Origin of the sequence: Neobacillus citreus, assembly GCF_018343545.2 — a bacterium.
In the GTDB taxonomy this organism is placed as follows: domain Bacteria; phylum Bacillota; class Bacilli; order Bacillales; family Cytobacillaceae; genus Neobacillus; species Neobacillus citreus.
The window spans coordinates 45,010-60,293 of the sequence record NZ_JAGYPE020000013.1 but is presented as its reverse complement, the minus strand read 5'-3'; the positions used below and the strand labels follow the sequence as shown (position 1 = coordinate 60,293).

Below are 15,284 nucleotides of genomic sequence, written 5' to 3'. Positions count from 1 at the left end.
GGTTTTCTATTCGTCCGGCCAAGAAGGAATAGGAACCTATTGGAAAGAGCCTGAATGAGGAGATTAATCTATTGAAAACACTGTTTCTTTTATAGGGACAGTGTTTTCCTATATGTATATAGTGACAAACTTGTGACACTGTGTCAATTTTTTAATAATCGCTTTCCATGCGAAAAATGGTAATCAAAAAGGATTGCGCTTCTACTAAAAAAGGGCTAAAATACCAAGGATATCGAAATATTTTTTATCAAAGGAGCGTTTTTCATGCCACGTGCCTTATGGCTTTTAATCATTGGGATGGCAGTGAATGTAATAGGCTCTTCTTTTTTATGGCCTTTAAATACGATTTATATTCACGATTATCTAGGTAAGTCCCTTTCGGTTGCCGGAATCGTCCTAATGTTAAATGCAGGAGCCACCGTAATCGGAAATCTGTTTGGCGGAAATTTATATGATAAACTAGGCGGTTATAAATCGATTCTGCTGGGAATTGGAATTTCACTTATAGCCTTGGTGGGATTAACCATCTGGCATAGCTGGCCGTCCTACGTTGTCTTTTTAACTATTGTTGGTTTTGGAACAGGTATTATTTTTCCTTCGATGTATGCCATGGCAGGATCGGTTTGGCGAGAAGGCGGCCGGAAATCCTTTAATGCCCTCTATGTTGCACAAAACCTCGGGGTCGCTGTTGGTACTGCTTTAGGCGGCATTGTTGCCGACTATTCCTTCCAGCTAATCTTCCTAGCTAATACCATCATGTATGTGATCTTTTTATTTATCGCTGTTTTCGGATATAAAGGAATTGTGATTGACTCAGCTAAGCGTGAAACAAACACCAAAACTGCTCCAACCATAAAAAGCAAAGCTAACCTGCAAGCTTTACTTATTATTAGTACGGGATATTTACTATGCTGGGTTGCGTATGTCCAGTGGACCACAACAATTGCTTCCTATACGCAGGAAATCAACATCTCCCTCACACAATATAGCTTGTTATGGACGATAAATGGGGCATTAATCGTATTGGGGCAGCCTGTTTTAAATGGTGTTTTAAAACATCTTAGTGCATCCCTTAAGGTGCAAATTCTAATTGGAATTGCCATCTTTATCATTTCATTTATCGTTGCTGGAAATGCGGGGGCTTTTACCGGCTTCCTAGCCGCAATGATTATTTTAACAATTGGGGAAATGTTCGTTTGGCCGGCGGTGCCAACCTTAGCCTTCGCCCTTGCTCCTAAGGGCCGCGAAGGATTTTATCAAGGAATTGTTAACAGTACAGCAACCGGCGGAAGAATGATTGGACCGCTCCTTGGAGGCGTCATTGTTGATTTGTACAGCATGTCTGCTTTATTCACAATCTTAATCGGATTATTTTTCATTGCAATTATCACAACCGTAGTATATGACCGTCATTTGAAATCACAAGAGCAGGTGACTGCAAAAGCGTTATAAATACTTTCTGCAACCAAAACCACAGTTGACTGACTGTGGTTTTGATGTTTAAAATCAAGTATCCCTGTCAACCATGAAAATAGGCTCAAGTTTACTTGCATACTGTTAGAAAATTTAATACAATTACGTTATATTTATATTTTAATAACAGTGAGTAGGAGTAGTAGTGATTTAAGTCCCGTATTTAGAGAGTTGACGGCTGGTGCAAGTCAACCGGGAGGGTCATGAACTCGCCTAGGAGTTGCAGGCATGAATGAAAAGTAATGTTTGCCGTTTTCCGCGTTAAGGATTAATGAAGCGAGTGCATTGCACTAATGTGGGTGGTACCGCGGGAAGATACATACAGTCCTCTCGTCCCTGTTGGGGATGAGAGGTTTTTTATTTTTTAAGGAGGATTACAGATATGAGTTTCGATCATCAACAAATCGAAAAGAAGTGGCAAAAGAAATGGGAAGAAGAAAAAACATTTAAAACAAGCGAAGATCCGGGCAAACGGAAATTCTACGCTTTAGATATGTTCCCATATCCGTCAGGGGCCGGACTGCATGTGGGGCATCCGGAAGGTTATACTGCAACGGATATCCTTTCACGGATGAAACGGATGCAGGGCTATAATGTCCTTCACCCAATGGGCTGGGATGCATTCGGGCTGCCTGCTGAACAATACGCTCTAGATACAGGCAATGACCCTGCTGAATTTACTGCGAAAAACATTGACACATTTCGCAGACAAATTAAATCTCTTGGTTTTTCCTATGACTGGGATCGCGAAGTCAATACGACTGACCCTGAGTACTACAAATGGACACAATGGATTTTCTTGAAGCTATGGGAAAAAGGTCTCGCCTATGTTGATGAAGTACCGGTCAACTGGTGTCCAGCGCTTGGAACTGTTTTAGCCAACGAAGAAGTCATTGATGGAAAAAGTGAACGCGGAGGCCATCCGGTTGAACGCCGTCCAATGAGACAGTGGATTTTAAAAATTACTGCTTATGCCGACCGTCTACTTGAAGATCTAGAAGAACTGGACTGGCCGGAAAGCTTGAAGGAAATGCAGCGGAACTGGATTGGCCGTTCCGAGGGTGCGGAAGTGACTTTCCAAATCGATGGACACAATGAAACCTTCACGGTATTTACGACCCGCCCTGATACACTATTTGGTGCCACTTATGCTGTGCTTGCTCCAGAGCATGCTTTGGTGGATAAAATTACAACTGCTGAGCAGCGGGAGGCGGTTGAAGCTTATTTAGATAAAGTAAAATCAAAGAGTGACCTCGAGCGTACCGACCTTGCAAAGGAAAAAACTGGGGTGTTCACTGGAGCCTACGCCATCAATCCTGTTAATGGGGAGAAAATGCCAATCTGGATTGCCGACTATGTTTTAGTCAGCTATGGTACTGGAGCAATTATGGCTGTTCCTGCGCATGATGAACGCGACTTTGAATTTGCGAGGAAATTCAAGCTGTCGATTAAGGAAGTTGTTGCCGGCGGCGATGTAGAGAAAGAAGCCTATACCGGCGATGGAGAACACGTCAATTCCGATTTCCTAAATGGTCTAAACAAAGTAGATGCGATTAAAAAAATGATTTTCTGGCTTGAGGAAAAGGGTATTGGTACGAAGAAGGTAACCTTCCGTCTCCGCGACTGGCTGTTTAGCCGCCAGCGTTATTGGGGTGAACCGATTCCAATTATTCAATGGGAAGACGGCACTATGACAGCCGTACCTGAAGAAGAGCTTCCATTAATGCTGCCAAAAACAACCGAAATCAGACCGTCCGGGACAGGTGAATCACCGCTAGCCAATATTAAGGATTGGGTAAATGTGGTTGACCCTGTTACAGGCAAAAAGGGTCGCCGTGAAACCAACACGATGCCGCAGTGGGCTGGCAGCTGCTGGTACTTCTTGCGCTATATTGATCCGAACAATAAGGAAGCATTAGCTTCACCGGAAAAATTAAAGCAATGGCTTCCAGTTGACATTTATGTTGGCGGTGCCGAGCATGCCGTACTTCATTTGCTATATTCACGTTTCTGGCATAAATTCTTGTATGATATCGGCGTTGTGTCTACCAAGGAACCATTCCAAAAGCTTTTTAACCAAGGAATGATTCTTGGTGAAAACAATGAGAAAATGAGTAAATCAAAAGGCAACGTCGTCAATCCGGATGACATCGTCAATACCCACGGTGCAGATACGCTGCGCCTATACGAAATGTTTATGGGACCGCTTGATGCTTCAATCGCTTGGTCCACAAACGGCTTAGATGGATCCCGCCGCTTCCTCGACCGTATCTGGCGTTTGCTGGTGGAGGAAAACGGTGAATTGATTCCAAAAATTCAGCCGAACGAAGAAGCTTCCAATCTGGAAAAAGCCTACCATCAAACCGTAAAGAAAGTAACTGAGGATTACGAAGGAATGCGCTTCAACACAGCCATTTCTCAGATGATGGTATTCATTAATGAAGCTTATAAAGCAACTGTTCTTCCAAAGCATTTTATCGAAGGCTTTGTTAAGCTTCTTTCACCAGTGGCACCGCATATTGCTGAGGAACTTTGGGAAAAACTAGGGCATAATGATACAATTTCCTATGAAGCTTGGCCTGCATATGATGAAGCAAAGCTAGTGGATAACGAAGTTGAAATCGTGATTCAGGTCAACGGCAAAGTAAAAGCGAAGCTATTAGTTCCGACTGATGCAAGTAAAGAAGCACTTGAAGGAATTGCAATGGATGATGACCGGGTTAAGGAACAAATCGAAGGGAAAACTGTTCGCAAAGTGATTACTGTTCCAGGAAAACTTGTAAACATTGTCGCTAACTAATATTATAGGAGGCTGTCCTTGGGGCAGCCTCTTTTGAAGGGGATGGATAAAATGGAAGAAATCAAAACAATCACTACTGAGGAATTGAAAAAGAAGCTTGAAGCAGGAGAAAAGCCTGAAATGGTGGATGTCAGGGAAGACCACGAGGTTGCTATGGGCATGATTCCAGGTGCCAAGCATATCAAAATGGGCGATATCCCGGTACATCTCGATTACTTTGATAAAGACAAAGAATATATATTTATCTGCCGTTCCAGCGGCCGCAGCGGTAATGTCTGCCATTACCTGCAGGAGCAAGGATATAAGGTTCGCAACATGGTCGGCGGCATGCTTGAGTGGACGGGTGAAACAGAATAACCGATTCCAATTTTGACAGGTTTACTTGTGAGGTGCAAAACGGTAAATCACAACCCTAACCACATAGCAAATCACATAATTTTTCACAACACAAATCACAGTATATTGCACAGTCCATAAGGCTTTGAGATGAAAATATCTCTAAGCCTTATTTTTATTTATCTGACAAAAGCAACCGTAAGTTGTACAAGTTCATTAGACAGAGTTTGATAAATAAGAGGAGAAATTTCCCTTAATTAGCAAATAAGATTAAGAATAACTTAAATAGGCGTAGAAATTTCCCCTATTGACTCAAAAAACCTTAGTATTGGGGATTTTGCTTTGTTTAAGCGGAAAAACTTCCCTTATTTACGCCGGAATGAGCCCTATTCTCCATTTAGCGGAAAAATCTTCGCTTATTATTATCACTAGTTACTCAATTAAGGATAAGACTTCTTATGTTTCAAAAAAATCACCTCTAAAGTAAACTCGTTATTCCAATTTGGAATCGGTTTTTTTATAAGTGTGAAGCATCAAGTTCCTTTTTCCCCTTTAATAGCAAAATCCCAAAAAACATAAATGGAAGAAGGTTTACTGCTGCTACAATAATTCCTTGAAAATCTGTACCCATCATGAGTCCATGCATGGTTGTAAAAATATATAAAATCGGGTTTAAAGCATGTACTTTTCGGAAAGCCTGATAGCCGATTGCTTTCCGGGCCTTTGATGTTACTATGGTTAAAATCAAGAAGTAGAGGGCAAGTATGCCTAGTGCCATTGGGATTGGCTGATAGTCTGTTTGAAATGGAATCAGCACATCGAACCACTGAAATGACATATACTGATCAATAAGTGTAATGACGACATGTCCTAAAGTAAGGATAAAAGCCCAGTTGGACAACGACTCATGCCAGATTAAAGGTATAGCAATTTTTTGCTTTCGTTTTTTTTGTACTTGTGTGTAAAGACCAATCATGACAGACAAGTAAAGCAATACATAGGCAATAGTTCCGGTCGTACGTATTAGGTACCACTCAAACATTTCCATACAAACTTCCTCCTTTCCAGATGCCGCAATTTTGATTGATTAAAATGGCTCCAAGTCCTTTTTCCAAAACCTTTCCCGGTCCGTCCTTTTCCCCAATTAAAAGGATGATTTTAGCCCAAACATCCGCTTCTATAGCAGTCGGGGCAGTGATAGTGGCGGAAATAATGGAACTTTCGGATGAATGACCTGTTCTTGTATCAATTAAATGGTGCTTTAATTCTCCATTTACAAACCACTTTCGCTTTGCGGAAGTAGAAGTGGCGATGGCCCCTTCTTGAACCTGAACAGATGAAATCATATTGGATAGATTCATTGGATGTTCAATCCCGATGTTCAGCGGGCGGGGCAGTGTTCCAAAAATTCGCATGTCGCCGCCAACATTGATGAATCCATAGCCATATTGTTCGAGTATTTCAGCGGCACGGTCAATCACCCACCCCTTCGCAATGCCGCCAAGGTCGATTCTCGTGTGCAGCGTAACCGCCTGCCGGCCCTGGTTTAACTTAAATGGCTGGGATGTTACCCCGATAGCATCTAGAGGCAGGTCCATATCTTGACCTCTGACAAATTCAATAGATTGATTATATCCATTTGTTTCAAGAGCAGATAAAATTCCTGGATTGAAGATTCCATTTGACTCCCAGAAAAATTTATCCGCTTCCGTTAAAATCGAAAACATTTCAGATGAGACAATGGCCTCCTTTTCAATTTGCCTGTTTAAAAGGGACAACTCACTGTCACTTCTAAAGCGGCTGCAGGTTTTTTCAATTAATTCAAATAGCTGATAGATTAAGCTCAAATCATGGTTAGGAAGCTCATAGCTAATGGCAATTTTAACGGTAGTACTCATCGAGTTAAATTGATAGTTAAATATCAGGTGCCACCTGTCGTCGTGTCAAAGCCGCCATGATGCCCAAATCCAGAGTCGCTATTTGATGAAAATTGATTTTGCCCGTTGTCATCTGAAGAGAACCCGCTGCTGGAGTCAAGGGAGCCATTATCTCCGTTTGTTTGTCCGGAATAATCCCCGCCAAAACGGTCATGGCCATGCCGGAATCCAAAGCTTCCTTGCCCATCTTGGGATTGGGATCCAAAGCTGTCCTCTCCCTGCCCAGATTGGCTTCCAAATTGCTGTGGCTGGTTTCCGGACCCATCCTGCTGCTGCGCGGCAGCCCCCTGATTCGCGGTAAATAGATTGCTGCCGTTTGAAAATCCTAGATATGACATCATTCCTGCTACTAATGCTAAACTCCCAAAGCTAACTCCCCAGGAGATCTTTTGTTTTTTATCCAAGTGAATCTCTCCTTTCTGAACTAACAACCTACAAAAAGAAGTGTATAGGCTTAACCTTAACTTCATCTTAATTTTTAGCGGAAGTTAATTTTTAAAATTTTGAAAAAATGGTCATAATGATAAAAAAAAAGAAAGGGAGAGCCCAATGATTCAGGTAAAGCTGTTTGACCGTGAGCATGAGAAGGATTTGGAGAAAGAAATGAATAGCTTTTTAAGAGGTTTGGATGATAAGAGTCTCTTGGATATTAAATATAATGTTGCGGCATTTCAGGAAGATGAGGAGGAAGATCAGATTTATTGTTTTTCGGCGATGATTATTTACCGGGCCTGATATAAAGAATCAGGCCCATTGTTTTTTGGCAGAGAGGGCAGCGTTGGTCCCTGCAAGTCTCCCGGTCACAAGTGCAGAGGTAATATTATATCCACCTGTATATCCGTGGATATCAAGGATTTCTCCGCAAAAATATAAACCATCCATAAGTTTCGATCCCATTGTTTTTGGGTCTATTTCTTTGACAGAGACCCCCCCGCCGGTGACAAATGCCTTTTCGATTGAGAGCGTTCCATTCACTTTAAATTCGAACTGCTTGCAGTTCTTAGCGAAACTGCGGATTTTTTCGTGAGCAATCGTTCCGCCCTGTGCCGAAGTATCAATCTCGTTTTGTTCGAGCAGAAATAACAGGTACCGTTCAGGCAATAATCCTTTAAACGTATTTTTGATGCTTTTTTTCGGTTCGGCTTTTACAAGCTTCATCATCTCTTGAAAAATCTCTTCCTCGTTGCGGTCAGGGAGAGCATCAAGACTCATGGTTACCTGTGTTAAATTCCACTTTTTCATCGCCTTGACAATAAACTGGCTGCAGCGCAGAACGGCTGGCCCGCTGATTCCGAAATGGGTAAAAATCATGTCCATACGGTGGGAAATCAAGGGTTTCCCTTTTGGGTTCAATACACTTAATTCAATATCCCGGAGTGACAAACCTTGGAGGGTTTTATTTTTAATAAAAGACTCAGCGGAAGTTACTGGCACTTCGGTAGGGAATAAATCTGTAATATTATGGCCAGCTTTCTCGGCCCAGGCATAGCCATCCCCGGTTGACCCTGTATGCGGAACGGATTTGCCCCCGACTGCAATTACAACCGATTTCGCGGCAATCGTTTGTCCGTCCCTTAACAGGACTCCTGCGGTTTGTCCATTTTCATATAAGACCTCGGCGACAGCGCAATTTTTAAAAATTTTGACCTGTAATTTTTCTAATTGAGATAACAGTGCATCGACGACTGATTGGGCTTTGTCTGTTACCGGAAACATCCGCCCATGGTCTTCTTCCTTTAAGGTAATTCCCAACCCTTCAAAGAAACGAATGATATCTTCATTATTAAATATCGAAAAAGCACTATATAAAAACTTGCCGTTTCCGGGAATATGCTTAATAATTTCTTCAACAGGCAGGCGGTTTGTGACATTGCAGCGGCCGCCTCCGGAAATGGCCAGCTTTCGGCCAAGCTTGTCTCCTTTATCAATTAACAGCACCTTAGCGCCTTTTTCCCCTGCGGCGATGGCTGCCATTAGTCCGGATGGCCCGCCGCCTATGACTATACAATCAAATTCCATATATACACCAACTTAAAATATATTCACTTCATTATAAGCATAACATAAGGAAAATAAACGACTTTTCACAAATTTGCTTTGGTTGTGAGTAGCATCGAGGGAGAAGAAGTTGTAAACTATCAATAGTGTGCAAAAAAAGTCGAATTTTTTTCTAAACGAATGCGCACGTATTTCTGCAAGCAGGAAGGGATTCTATGCAATCTAAGCTATTAAGAGGAACCTTTATATTAACGGTTGGAACGATTCTTTCAAAAATTCTCGGACTTATTTATGTTATTCCATTCTTTCAAATAGTTGGCCGGGAAGGGACAGTTCTTTACCAATTTTCGTATGTCCCATATACCATTTTTATCAGTATTGCAACGGCCGGAGTTCCGCTGGCTGTTTCTAAATTTATTTCCAAATATAATGCACTCGAAGAGTATGCGGTTGGCAGGAAGCTGTTTAAATCTGGCTTAGTGATCATGCTGGCAACTGGTTTTGCCGCCTTCTTGGTAATGTATATTGCTGCACCCGTTTTAGCGGAAATGAGTATAGGTGATGAAAAAGCAAACATAGGAAATGTTACCACTGTCATGCGAGCAGTCAGCTTTGCCTTAATAGTGGTTCCATTTATGAGTCTCATTAGAGGCTATTTTCAGGGCCATCAATCAATGGGCCCTTCGGCTCTTTCTCAGGTAATCGAACAAATCGTCAGGATTACCTTTACGCTTTTGGGAGCCTATATCGTCCTTCAAGTTTTTCATGGAAAAATGGTTACCGCCGTCAGTGTTGCAACCTTTGCCGCCTTTACCGGGGCTATCGGGGGCTTGCTCGTTTTATTTTGGTATTGGTATAAACGAAAGCCGCATTTGGACGAACTTCTAACCCATGACAAAGGCACAATACATATATCACTAAAGGAAATTTACAAGGAAATCTTTATTTCTGCTTTCCCGTTTGTGCTGGTTGGAATTGCTAATCCATTGTTTCAAGCAATTGATCAATTTACCTTTACGAAGGCCATGGCTGCCATCGGAAAGGCAAAAGTGGCGGAAGATTATTTTTCTATTTTGAATTTTGAATCGCATAAAATCGTCATTATCCCTGTTTCGTTGGCTATAGGCTTTTCTTTAGCGCTTGTCCCAAGCATCACAAAGGCGTTTGTGGAGGGGAATCGAAAAAGTTTAAATCATCAGTTGAACCAAACCTTTCAAGTGCTTTTGTTTTTGACGTTGCCGGCAGCAATCGGTCTTTCTTTGCTGGCTGAGCCTGTCTATACGGCGTTTTATGAACATAATTTATTGGGCGCGGGAGTTTTAAGCACATATGCTCCTGTTGCGATATTGTTTTCGCTTTACTCTGTAACAGCCGCAATCCTGCAGGGAATCAATGAACAGCGCTTTACGATATTGAGTTTGCTTGTCGGCTTATTAATCAAATTAACCTTAAATATACCCCTGATTGAGCTGATGGAAATAAAAGGGGCGGTGTTGGCAACAACACTTGGCTACACAGCCTCCATAATCATTAATATCATTATCATTAAGAAATTTGCCAAATATCCGTTCCGGCTGGTTTGGCGGAGAAGCTTATTGATTGCCATTTTTGCCGGACTGATGTGGGTCGGCACCGAGGTTGTTTATCGATTTTTATTGTTATTTTTATCACCGGAATCAAAGCTTCAATCTGTGGCCATCATTTTAATAAGTGCAGGGGTTGGCGCTGGTATTTATTTTTACCTTGGAGTAAAATCGGGTCTGGCCCGCCGCTTATTTGGAAATAGAGTAGACCGTTTACTATCCAAATTAAAATTATTTGGAAGGAGAAAAGCTGTTGAGAATTGATAAAATGCTTGCCAACCTTGGCTTTGGCAGCCGTAAGGAAGTCAAACAGCTTCTGAAAAATGGTGCTGTTAAAGTAGATGATGTTGTCATCAAGGATGCCAAGCAGCATGTGGATCCAAATACACAAACCGTGACATTAAACGGGGAAGTGATTGAATACAAAGAGTTTATCTATTTGATGATGAACAAGCCTCCAGGAGTAATTTCTGCAACAGAGGATAACGTAGATGAAACCGTCATTGATTTACTGGAGATGGAGGATCAGGTGTATGAACCATTTCCTGTCGGCCGCCTCGACAAGGATACAGAGGGCTTGCTGTTGATTACGAATGATGGTCAATTGGCGCATCGACTTCTATCACCGAAAAAGCATGTTCCGAAAACCTATTTTGCTGTTATTGATCGTGAAGTAACTGAGGACGATGTGAAAGCCTTCGCAAAAGGTGTTGTCCTAGATGATGGCTATTTGACCAAGCCCGGTGAGCTGAAAATCATAAAATCCGGTATCCGCTCAGATATCGAGCTGACAATTACCGAAGGGAAATTTCATCAAGTGAAAAGAATGTTCGAAGCTGTGGGCAAAAGAGTCGTCTATTTACAGCGGATATCGATGGGACCATTGCAGCTGGATGAAACGATCGAACTCGGAGAATATCGGGAATTGTCAGATGAAGAACTAGAGTTATTAAAAAATTATCAAATAACATGAAAAAAGCAGCCTAAAATTCGGGCTGCTTTTTTGATGCAAGGGGACGGTTCTTATGCTTCAAAATATGTGATTATGCACCTAAAAAGGCTTTTAACATCCAGTTATGTTTCTCAAGTTTGCCTTTCAGTCCCAAGAACATGTCGCTGGTTACTTCGTCATTGTTTTGTTCAGCTGTTTCCATTCCAGCTTGTAATTCAGCGATGATTTGTGTGAAATCCTTTACAATGGACTGGACCATTTCCTCAGCTTTCAAAGTATCTGTAGCTTCCTTGATTGTTGCGATTTCCAAATATTCCTTCAAGGTTGAGACTGGGCTGCCGCCGATTGTAAGTAATTGCTCAGCAAATTCATCAATGGTTGCTGAGGCTTCGTCATATAATTCCTCAAATTTAGCATGTAATGTAAAGAAGTGAGGTCCCTTTACATACCAGTGAAAACGGTGAAGCTTTGTATATAATACATTCCAGTTTGCAATTTGTTGGTTAAGAACTTTTTCTAGTGTCATTTAGCATTCCTCCTATTTTTCTATCTGTTTAAATTATAACATATATAATATTATAATTAATACCAAATTATAATAATTATAAACAAAGTTTTTTACTCAAAAAAATCATAGCCCCCGACGTTTTTAATCCATACCTTTGCGTTTTTACCATCAGGGTCTGAAATCCATAAGTCTCTTGTTGTCATGGCTATATCCTGATATCGCAGCCAAGTTATTTTACCGGCTGCAGGAAGATATATTGGATCGTAATCTCCATAGTCCTTTGGCGGAAAGGTAATTTGTTTCTGTAATGAATCACCGATTTTTATAAAAAATAACGATGGGTCAGGCCGCTGTTTTGGGTTATTTGACCATTCACTTTCTTTTACCCTTGAGACATAAAGAGAATGGTCATCCTTCCAAGAGAAGCCTAATTCTGCAAAATGGGCTGGTGTCAGGCTGGTGGTTTGAAAGGCAGGCAGGTCCGTGACCTTCATATCTTTGTTCTTAAAGCCGGAGACAATTCTCCCGCCTCCCGCGATATATCCAATCCGATTTTGCTGAAACGCCCATTTGGGTGCCCCCACTTCCCAAATAATTTCGTCTAAAACTTCAAACGTTTGCCCATCAGACGAAATAACACAAACCAAATTGCTGTCCATTGACCAAGAGGCAGTAGGGCTGACCATAAAGGAAATCCATTTTCCATCAGGAGAAAATTTAAAATCGGTCGCATCAATTGCTAACAAGCTAACGTTCCCTTTTTTCAATTCACTGGGAATGGTATAAAACTTGTTCACATTCTTAGTGAGGCTAGTGATTTTGTCTAAATTCCTTTCAAGCCCAATCTTGTAGAGAATAGTATTGGTCCATCCATCAGGCCTTAGGGAAGCCCCCGAGCTTGTGATGAAAGACCGTCCATCCGGAAACCAATTGTAGTCTCCCACACCAAGGGCAATATTATAAAAAGATTCAAGATTCGAGACATTTAAGACACCGCCGCTTTTAAATGCAACAAGGTTTTCCACTGGGGACCATTTCGGATTAGTTCCATCTAGAGTTATTCTCTTATGTTTTTTCGTTTCTAGATTGTATACCCAAACCTCCGTCTGGAATTCTACATTGGGACTAAGCTTCTCTTTAGGTTCGACTTGATATACAATCCATTTGCCATCATGGGACCATTGAGGCGGATATGGATATTTTGCCGGCTCTTTTGTAATTCTTTCTTCCTTTCCATATATCTTTGTCCAGAGGAACCCATCCCTTACAAAGGCAACCATCACCTTGTTGCTTCTCGGCTCTGCTCTCGTAAGGTTCGGCATTATTATTAGGAATATCAATACTATCAAAAACCTTTTTTTCATTTCTTCACCTCATTGTCAATCCTTCAATTATTTTCCTCCGAAATTTGAAAAAAATTAAGGTTTTCTTCAAAAAAATAAAACAGTGGCAACACTTTGCACCTGTTTCTAAATGATAATTCCCATAAAAATGACGATTAATGGGTAAATTAATATTATTTATAAGCGAAAAAGGTCTTTAGGGGGAAGTGAAATGAAACTAACACATCAACAACGCATCGAATTACACGGCTTTAATAATTTGACGAAATCACTAAGTTTTAATATGTATGATATTTGTTATACGAGAACAAGAGAAGAGAGGGAAGCATATTTAAAATATATCGATGAGCAATACAGTGCCGAGCGGTTAACTAGGATATTAAAGGATGTAGCAGACATTATAGGAGCACATGTATTAAACATCGCGAGTCAGGATTTCGAGCCTGCGGGAGCAAGTGTCACGATCTTAGTATCGGAAGGCCCGGTTGAAAATGCGCCGTCTGAAATCTTTGAGGAATCACCTGGTCCGTTGATGGAATCTGTAGTCTTCCAATTAGATAAAAGTCATATTACCGTTCATACATACCCTGAATATCATCCTGACGAGGGAATCAGCACATTTCGAGCCGACATAGATGTTTCTACATGCGGGGAGATTTCGCCTCTTAAGGCGCTCCATTATTTAATCCGTTCCTTTGAAACGGACGTGATGACAATTGATTACCGTGTTCGAGGCTTTACGCGTGATAAGGATGGATATAAGCTGTTCATTGATCATGAAATTAGCTCCATCCAAAACTATATTCCTGAGGACGTCGGCGAAATGTTTGATATGATTGATGTGAATGTCTATCAAGAGAACATTTTTCACACCAAATGTAAGCTGAGGGAATTTGACCTTAATCATTATTTATTTGGCTATACAAAAGATAGATTGTCACCTGATGAGGTTATTGAAATAACAGAGAGAATTAAGTTTGAAATGGACGAAATCTTTTATGGAAAAAATATTATCTAAAAAAGCTCAGGTTCTCCTGAGCTTTACTCATTTAATAAATGATGCAGCATCCTATTTTTATCTTCAAAAAACTGCTTCATAAGCCTGTAATGATTTGTGTTCTCGAGCCGGCTTTCCCTAATGCCATCTTCAGTGAATTCAAAAATTTTCGCATCAGGGTAGGCCATGATGATTGGTGAATGGGTAGCAATGATAAATTGGGAATTCTCATTCACTAAATCATGAATCCGCGTCAGCATCGACATTTGCCGTAATGGAGATAAGGCAGCTTCCGGTTCATCTAAAATATAGATTCCATTGCCTCCAAATCGATGAAGGAACGTTGAGAAAAAGGCTTCACCATGGGATTGCTCGTGAAGGGAAACCCCTCCAAAAGAATCTATGACCGGACGACCTAATATCTCACGATCCATCTCTTCAATATTAGAAGCCACATTATAAAAGCTTTCCGCTCTAAGGAAAAAACCATCCCGCGGTTTTTCTGCGCCTTTAATAACTTTAAGATATTCTCCAAGTTCTGAATGGGAGTCATAGGTGGAAAAATTAAAATTGAAGGAACCGCCTTCCGGGTTAAAGCCAAGTGTGACCGCAACGGCCTCTAATAATGTGGATTTACCCATGCCGTTTTCCCCGACAAGAAAAGTAACCTTTGGATGAAAAAATAGTTCATGCCAATTTTTCATGCACGACAGATTAAAAGGGTACCGATTGGAAGAGGGTAATTCCTCTCTCATTAATCGAACGCTTCTGAGATATTGACTACCAATTAAACTCATATTTATAACCTCAAAATGACTTTTTCTCATTTTACCATTTTCGTACCAGGAATGTGCGAATAATTTAAAGGCCTATCCCATAGATTGTCAGGGGAGGGGATGTCAATGCAATTTTACTACGGACAGCAAATGCCGTTAAGAATTTTAGACGAGGCGGAATTTTGGAAGCATCAGGAGGAAGAACATACCGTTGTTATCCGCGAGTTGGTGAAGGGGCTCGAGCCGGAGTTTGTGGATGCGTTGAAAAAATGGGAGGCAGCATTAGCTGAAACTCATCAGCAGGTTGTCCGCTACATTGAGACAGTCATTCGTTCCGGTGCCAATGTGACCAATGAATTGCACCAGCATGTCATCCAGCTGATATCGTACTGCCTGCAGGAGAGCCTGTCCTTTATCAGGCTGTGTGAACAAATCAAAAACGAAAGTGCCGCCGTCAGCGGCAATCCTACCGCGAAGGTGGTCTTAGTTCATATTATCAGAGAATCGGAATACTTTACCGGAATTGCCCAGGCTTTGCTCTATAATACACAAACCACAACTTAATCATATAAAGAAAAAGG

The 15,284-nt window shown here is 41.3% G+C and carries 15 protein-coding genes and 1 other annotated feature; of the genes, 8 read left to right on the top strand and 7 right to left on the bottom strand.

Annotated elements, in window-relative coordinates; translation table 11 throughout:
• Positions 1 to 264: 264 nt before the first annotated feature.
• The 3 genes from KHB02_RS09830 (at position 265) to KHB02_RS09820 (ending at position 4,630) form a co-directional block, all read left to right on the top strand.
• A complete protein-coding gene (locus KHB02_RS09830) occupies positions 265 to 1,452 on the top strand; it encodes an MDR family MFS transporter (protein ID WP_213144552.1) in 1,188 nt (395 codons plus the stop codon).
• Positions 1,453 to 1,593: 141 nt separating this feature from the next.
• Positions 1,594 to 1,814 (top strand) — a binding site (T-box leader).
• A gap of 41 nt (positions 1,815 to 1,855) precedes the next feature.
• Positions 1,856 to 4,273 (top strand): leucine--tRNA ligase, encoded by a 2,418-nt coding sequence (gene leuS, locus KHB02_RS09825; RefSeq protein ID WP_213144553.1) that lies wholly within the window; start codon positions 1,856 to 1,858, stop codon positions 4,271 to 4,273.
• A 51-nt stretch (positions 4,274 to 4,324) separates the two neighbouring features.
• Positions 4,325 to 4,630 (top strand): rhodanese-like domain-containing protein, encoded by a 306-nt coding sequence (locus KHB02_RS09820; RefSeq protein ID WP_213144554.1) that lies wholly within the window; start codon positions 4,325 to 4,327, stop codon positions 4,628 to 4,630.
• 496 nt (positions 4,631 to 5,126) lie between these two features.
• Here the strand turns inward: KHB02_RS09820 and KHB02_RS09815 are convergent, their stop codons facing one another.
• Genes KHB02_RS09815 through KHB02_RS09805 form a run of 3 tightly spaced genes read right to left on the bottom strand, consistent with a single transcriptional unit; the run spans position 5,127 to position 6,950 of the window.
• Positions 5,127 to 5,657, bottom strand: coding sequence for a ferric reductase-like transmembrane domain-containing protein (locus KHB02_RS09815; protein ID WP_213144555.1), 531 nt, complete (start codon positions 5,655 to 5,657; stop codon positions 5,127 to 5,129).
• Entirely contained in the window at positions 5,644 to 6,507 is an 864-nt protein-coding gene (locus KHB02_RS09810) for an FAD:protein FMN transferase (RefSeq protein ID WP_213144556.1), read from the bottom strand. The genes KHB02_RS09815 and KHB02_RS09810 overlap by 14 nt, the downstream gene beginning before the upstream one ends.
• A gap of 23 nt (positions 6,508 to 6,530) precedes the next feature.
• Entirely contained in the window at positions 6,531 to 6,950 is a 420-nt protein-coding gene (locus tag KHB02_RS09805; RefSeq protein WP_213144557.1) for a hypothetical protein, read from the bottom strand.
• Between the two features lie 145 nt (positions 6,951 to 7,095).
• On the opposite strand from KHB02_RS09805, the gene KHB02_RS09800 reads away from it, so the two are divergent.
• On the top strand, positions 7,096 to 7,281 hold the full coding sequence (locus tag KHB02_RS09800; RefSeq protein WP_213144558.1) for a sporulation protein Cse60: 186 nt from the start codon (positions 7,096 to 7,098) through the stop codon (positions 7,279 to 7,281).
• 9 nt (positions 7,282 to 7,290) lie between these two features.
• Here KHB02_RS09800 and KHB02_RS09795 read toward each other — a convergent pair whose 3' ends face one another.
• On the bottom strand, positions 7,291 to 8,565 hold the full coding sequence (locus KHB02_RS09795) for a BaiN/RdsA family NAD(P)/FAD-dependent oxidoreductase (protein ID WP_213144559.1): 1,275 nt from the start codon (positions 8,563 to 8,565) through the stop codon (positions 7,291 to 7,293).
• Between the two features lie 194 nt (positions 8,566 to 8,759).
• On the opposite strand from KHB02_RS09795, the gene KHB02_RS09790 reads away from it, so the two are divergent.
• Complete coding sequence (locus tag KHB02_RS09790) at positions 8,760 to 10,391, top strand: putative polysaccharide biosynthesis protein (protein WP_213144560.1); 1,632 nt, start codon at positions 8,760 to 8,762, stop codon at positions 10,389 to 10,391.
• Complete coding sequence (locus tag KHB02_RS09785; protein ID WP_213144561.1) at positions 10,381 to 11,100, top strand: pseudouridine synthase; 720 nt, start codon at positions 10,381 to 10,383, stop codon at positions 11,098 to 11,100. The genes KHB02_RS09790 and KHB02_RS09785 overlap by 11 nt, the downstream gene beginning before the upstream one ends.
• A gap of 70 nt (positions 11,101 to 11,170) precedes the next feature.
• Here the strand turns inward: KHB02_RS09785 and KHB02_RS09780 are convergent, their stop codons facing one another.
• Positions 11,171 to 11,605 carry a Dps family protein gene (locus tag KHB02_RS09780; RefSeq protein WP_213144562.1) on the bottom strand — a complete coding sequence of 145 codons (435 nt, stop codon included), beginning with the start codon at positions 11,603 to 11,605 and terminating at the stop codon, positions 11,171 to 11,173.
• A gap of 92 nt (positions 11,606 to 11,697) precedes the next feature.
• Entirely contained in the window at positions 11,698 to 12,951 is a 1,254-nt protein-coding gene (locus KHB02_RS09775) for a TolB family protein (RefSeq protein ID WP_213144563.1), read from the bottom strand.
• A 190-nt stretch (positions 12,952 to 13,141) separates the two neighbouring features.
• On the opposite strand from KHB02_RS09775, the gene speD reads away from it, so the two are divergent.
• Entirely contained in the window at positions 13,142 to 13,948 is an 807-nt protein-coding gene (gene speD, locus KHB02_RS09770) for an adenosylmethionine decarboxylase (RefSeq protein ID WP_213144564.1), read from the top strand.
• Positions 13,949 to 13,971: 23 nt separating this feature from the next.
• Here the strand turns inward: speD and KHB02_RS09765 are convergent, their stop codons facing one another.
• Positions 13,972 to 14,724, bottom strand: a complete 753-nt coding sequence (locus KHB02_RS09765) for an AAA family ATPase (RefSeq protein WP_213144565.1) — start codon at positions 14,722 to 14,724, stop codon at positions 13,972 to 13,974.
• Between the two features lie 105 nt (positions 14,725 to 14,829).
• Here KHB02_RS09765 and KHB02_RS09760 point away from each other — a divergent pair, with 105 nt between their 5' ends.
• Positions 14,830 to 15,267, top strand: coding sequence for a DUF2935 domain-containing protein (locus tag KHB02_RS09760; RefSeq protein WP_213144566.1), 438 nt, complete (start codon positions 14,830 to 14,832; stop codon positions 15,265 to 15,267).
• Positions 15,268 to 15,284: the final 17 nt, after the last annotated feature.

What these genes read in the sequence shown, in the direction of transcription:
- KHB02_RS09830 (WP_213144552.1), top strand. Translation starts at nt 265, where the DNA reads ATGCCACGTGCCTTATGGCTTTTAATCATTGGGATGGCAGTGAATGTA.
- leuS (WP_213144553.1), top strand. Translation starts at nt 1,856, where the DNA reads ATGAGTTTCGATCATCAACAAATCGAAAAGAAGTGGCAAAAGAAATGG.
- KHB02_RS09820 (WP_213144554.1), top strand. Translation starts at nt 4,325, where the DNA reads ATGGAAGAAATCAAAACAATCACTACTGAGGAATTGAAAAAGAAGCTT.
- KHB02_RS09815 (WP_213144555.1), bottom strand. Translation starts at nt 5,657, where the DNA reads ATGGAAATGTTTGAGTGGTACCTAATACGTACGACCGGAACTATTGCC.
- KHB02_RS09810 (WP_213144556.1), bottom strand. Translation starts at nt 6,507, where the DNA reads ATGAGTACTACCGTTAAAATTGCCATTAGCTATGAGCTTCCTAACCAT.
- KHB02_RS09800 (WP_213144558.1), top strand. Translation starts at nt 7,096, where the DNA reads ATGATTCAGGTAAAGCTGTTTGACCGTGAGCATGAGAAGGATTTGGAG.
- KHB02_RS09795 (WP_213144559.1), bottom strand. Translation starts at nt 8,565, where the DNA reads ATGGAATTTGATTGTATAGTCATAGGCGGCGGGCCATCCGGACTAATG.
- KHB02_RS09790 (WP_213144560.1), top strand. Translation starts at nt 8,760, where the DNA reads ATGCAATCTAAGCTATTAAGAGGAACCTTTATATTAACGGTTGGAACG.
- KHB02_RS09780 (WP_213144562.1), bottom strand. Translation starts at nt 11,605, where the DNA reads ATGACACTAGAAAAAGTTCTTAACCAACAAATTGCAAACTGGAATGTA.
- KHB02_RS09775 (WP_213144563.1), bottom strand. Translation starts at nt 12,951, where the DNA reads ATGAAAAAAAGGTTTTTGATAGTATTGATATTCCTAATAATAATGCCG.
- speD (WP_213144564.1), top strand. Translation starts at nt 13,142, where the DNA reads ATGAAACTAACACATCAACAACGCATCGAATTACACGGCTTTAATAAT.
- KHB02_RS09765 (WP_213144565.1), bottom strand. Translation starts at nt 14,724, where the DNA reads ATGAGTTTAATTGGTAGTCAATATCTCAGAAGCGTTCGATTAATGAGA.
- KHB02_RS09760 (WP_213144566.1), top strand. Translation starts at nt 14,830, where the DNA reads ATGCAATTTTACTACGGACAGCAAATGCCGTTAAGAATTTTAGACGAG.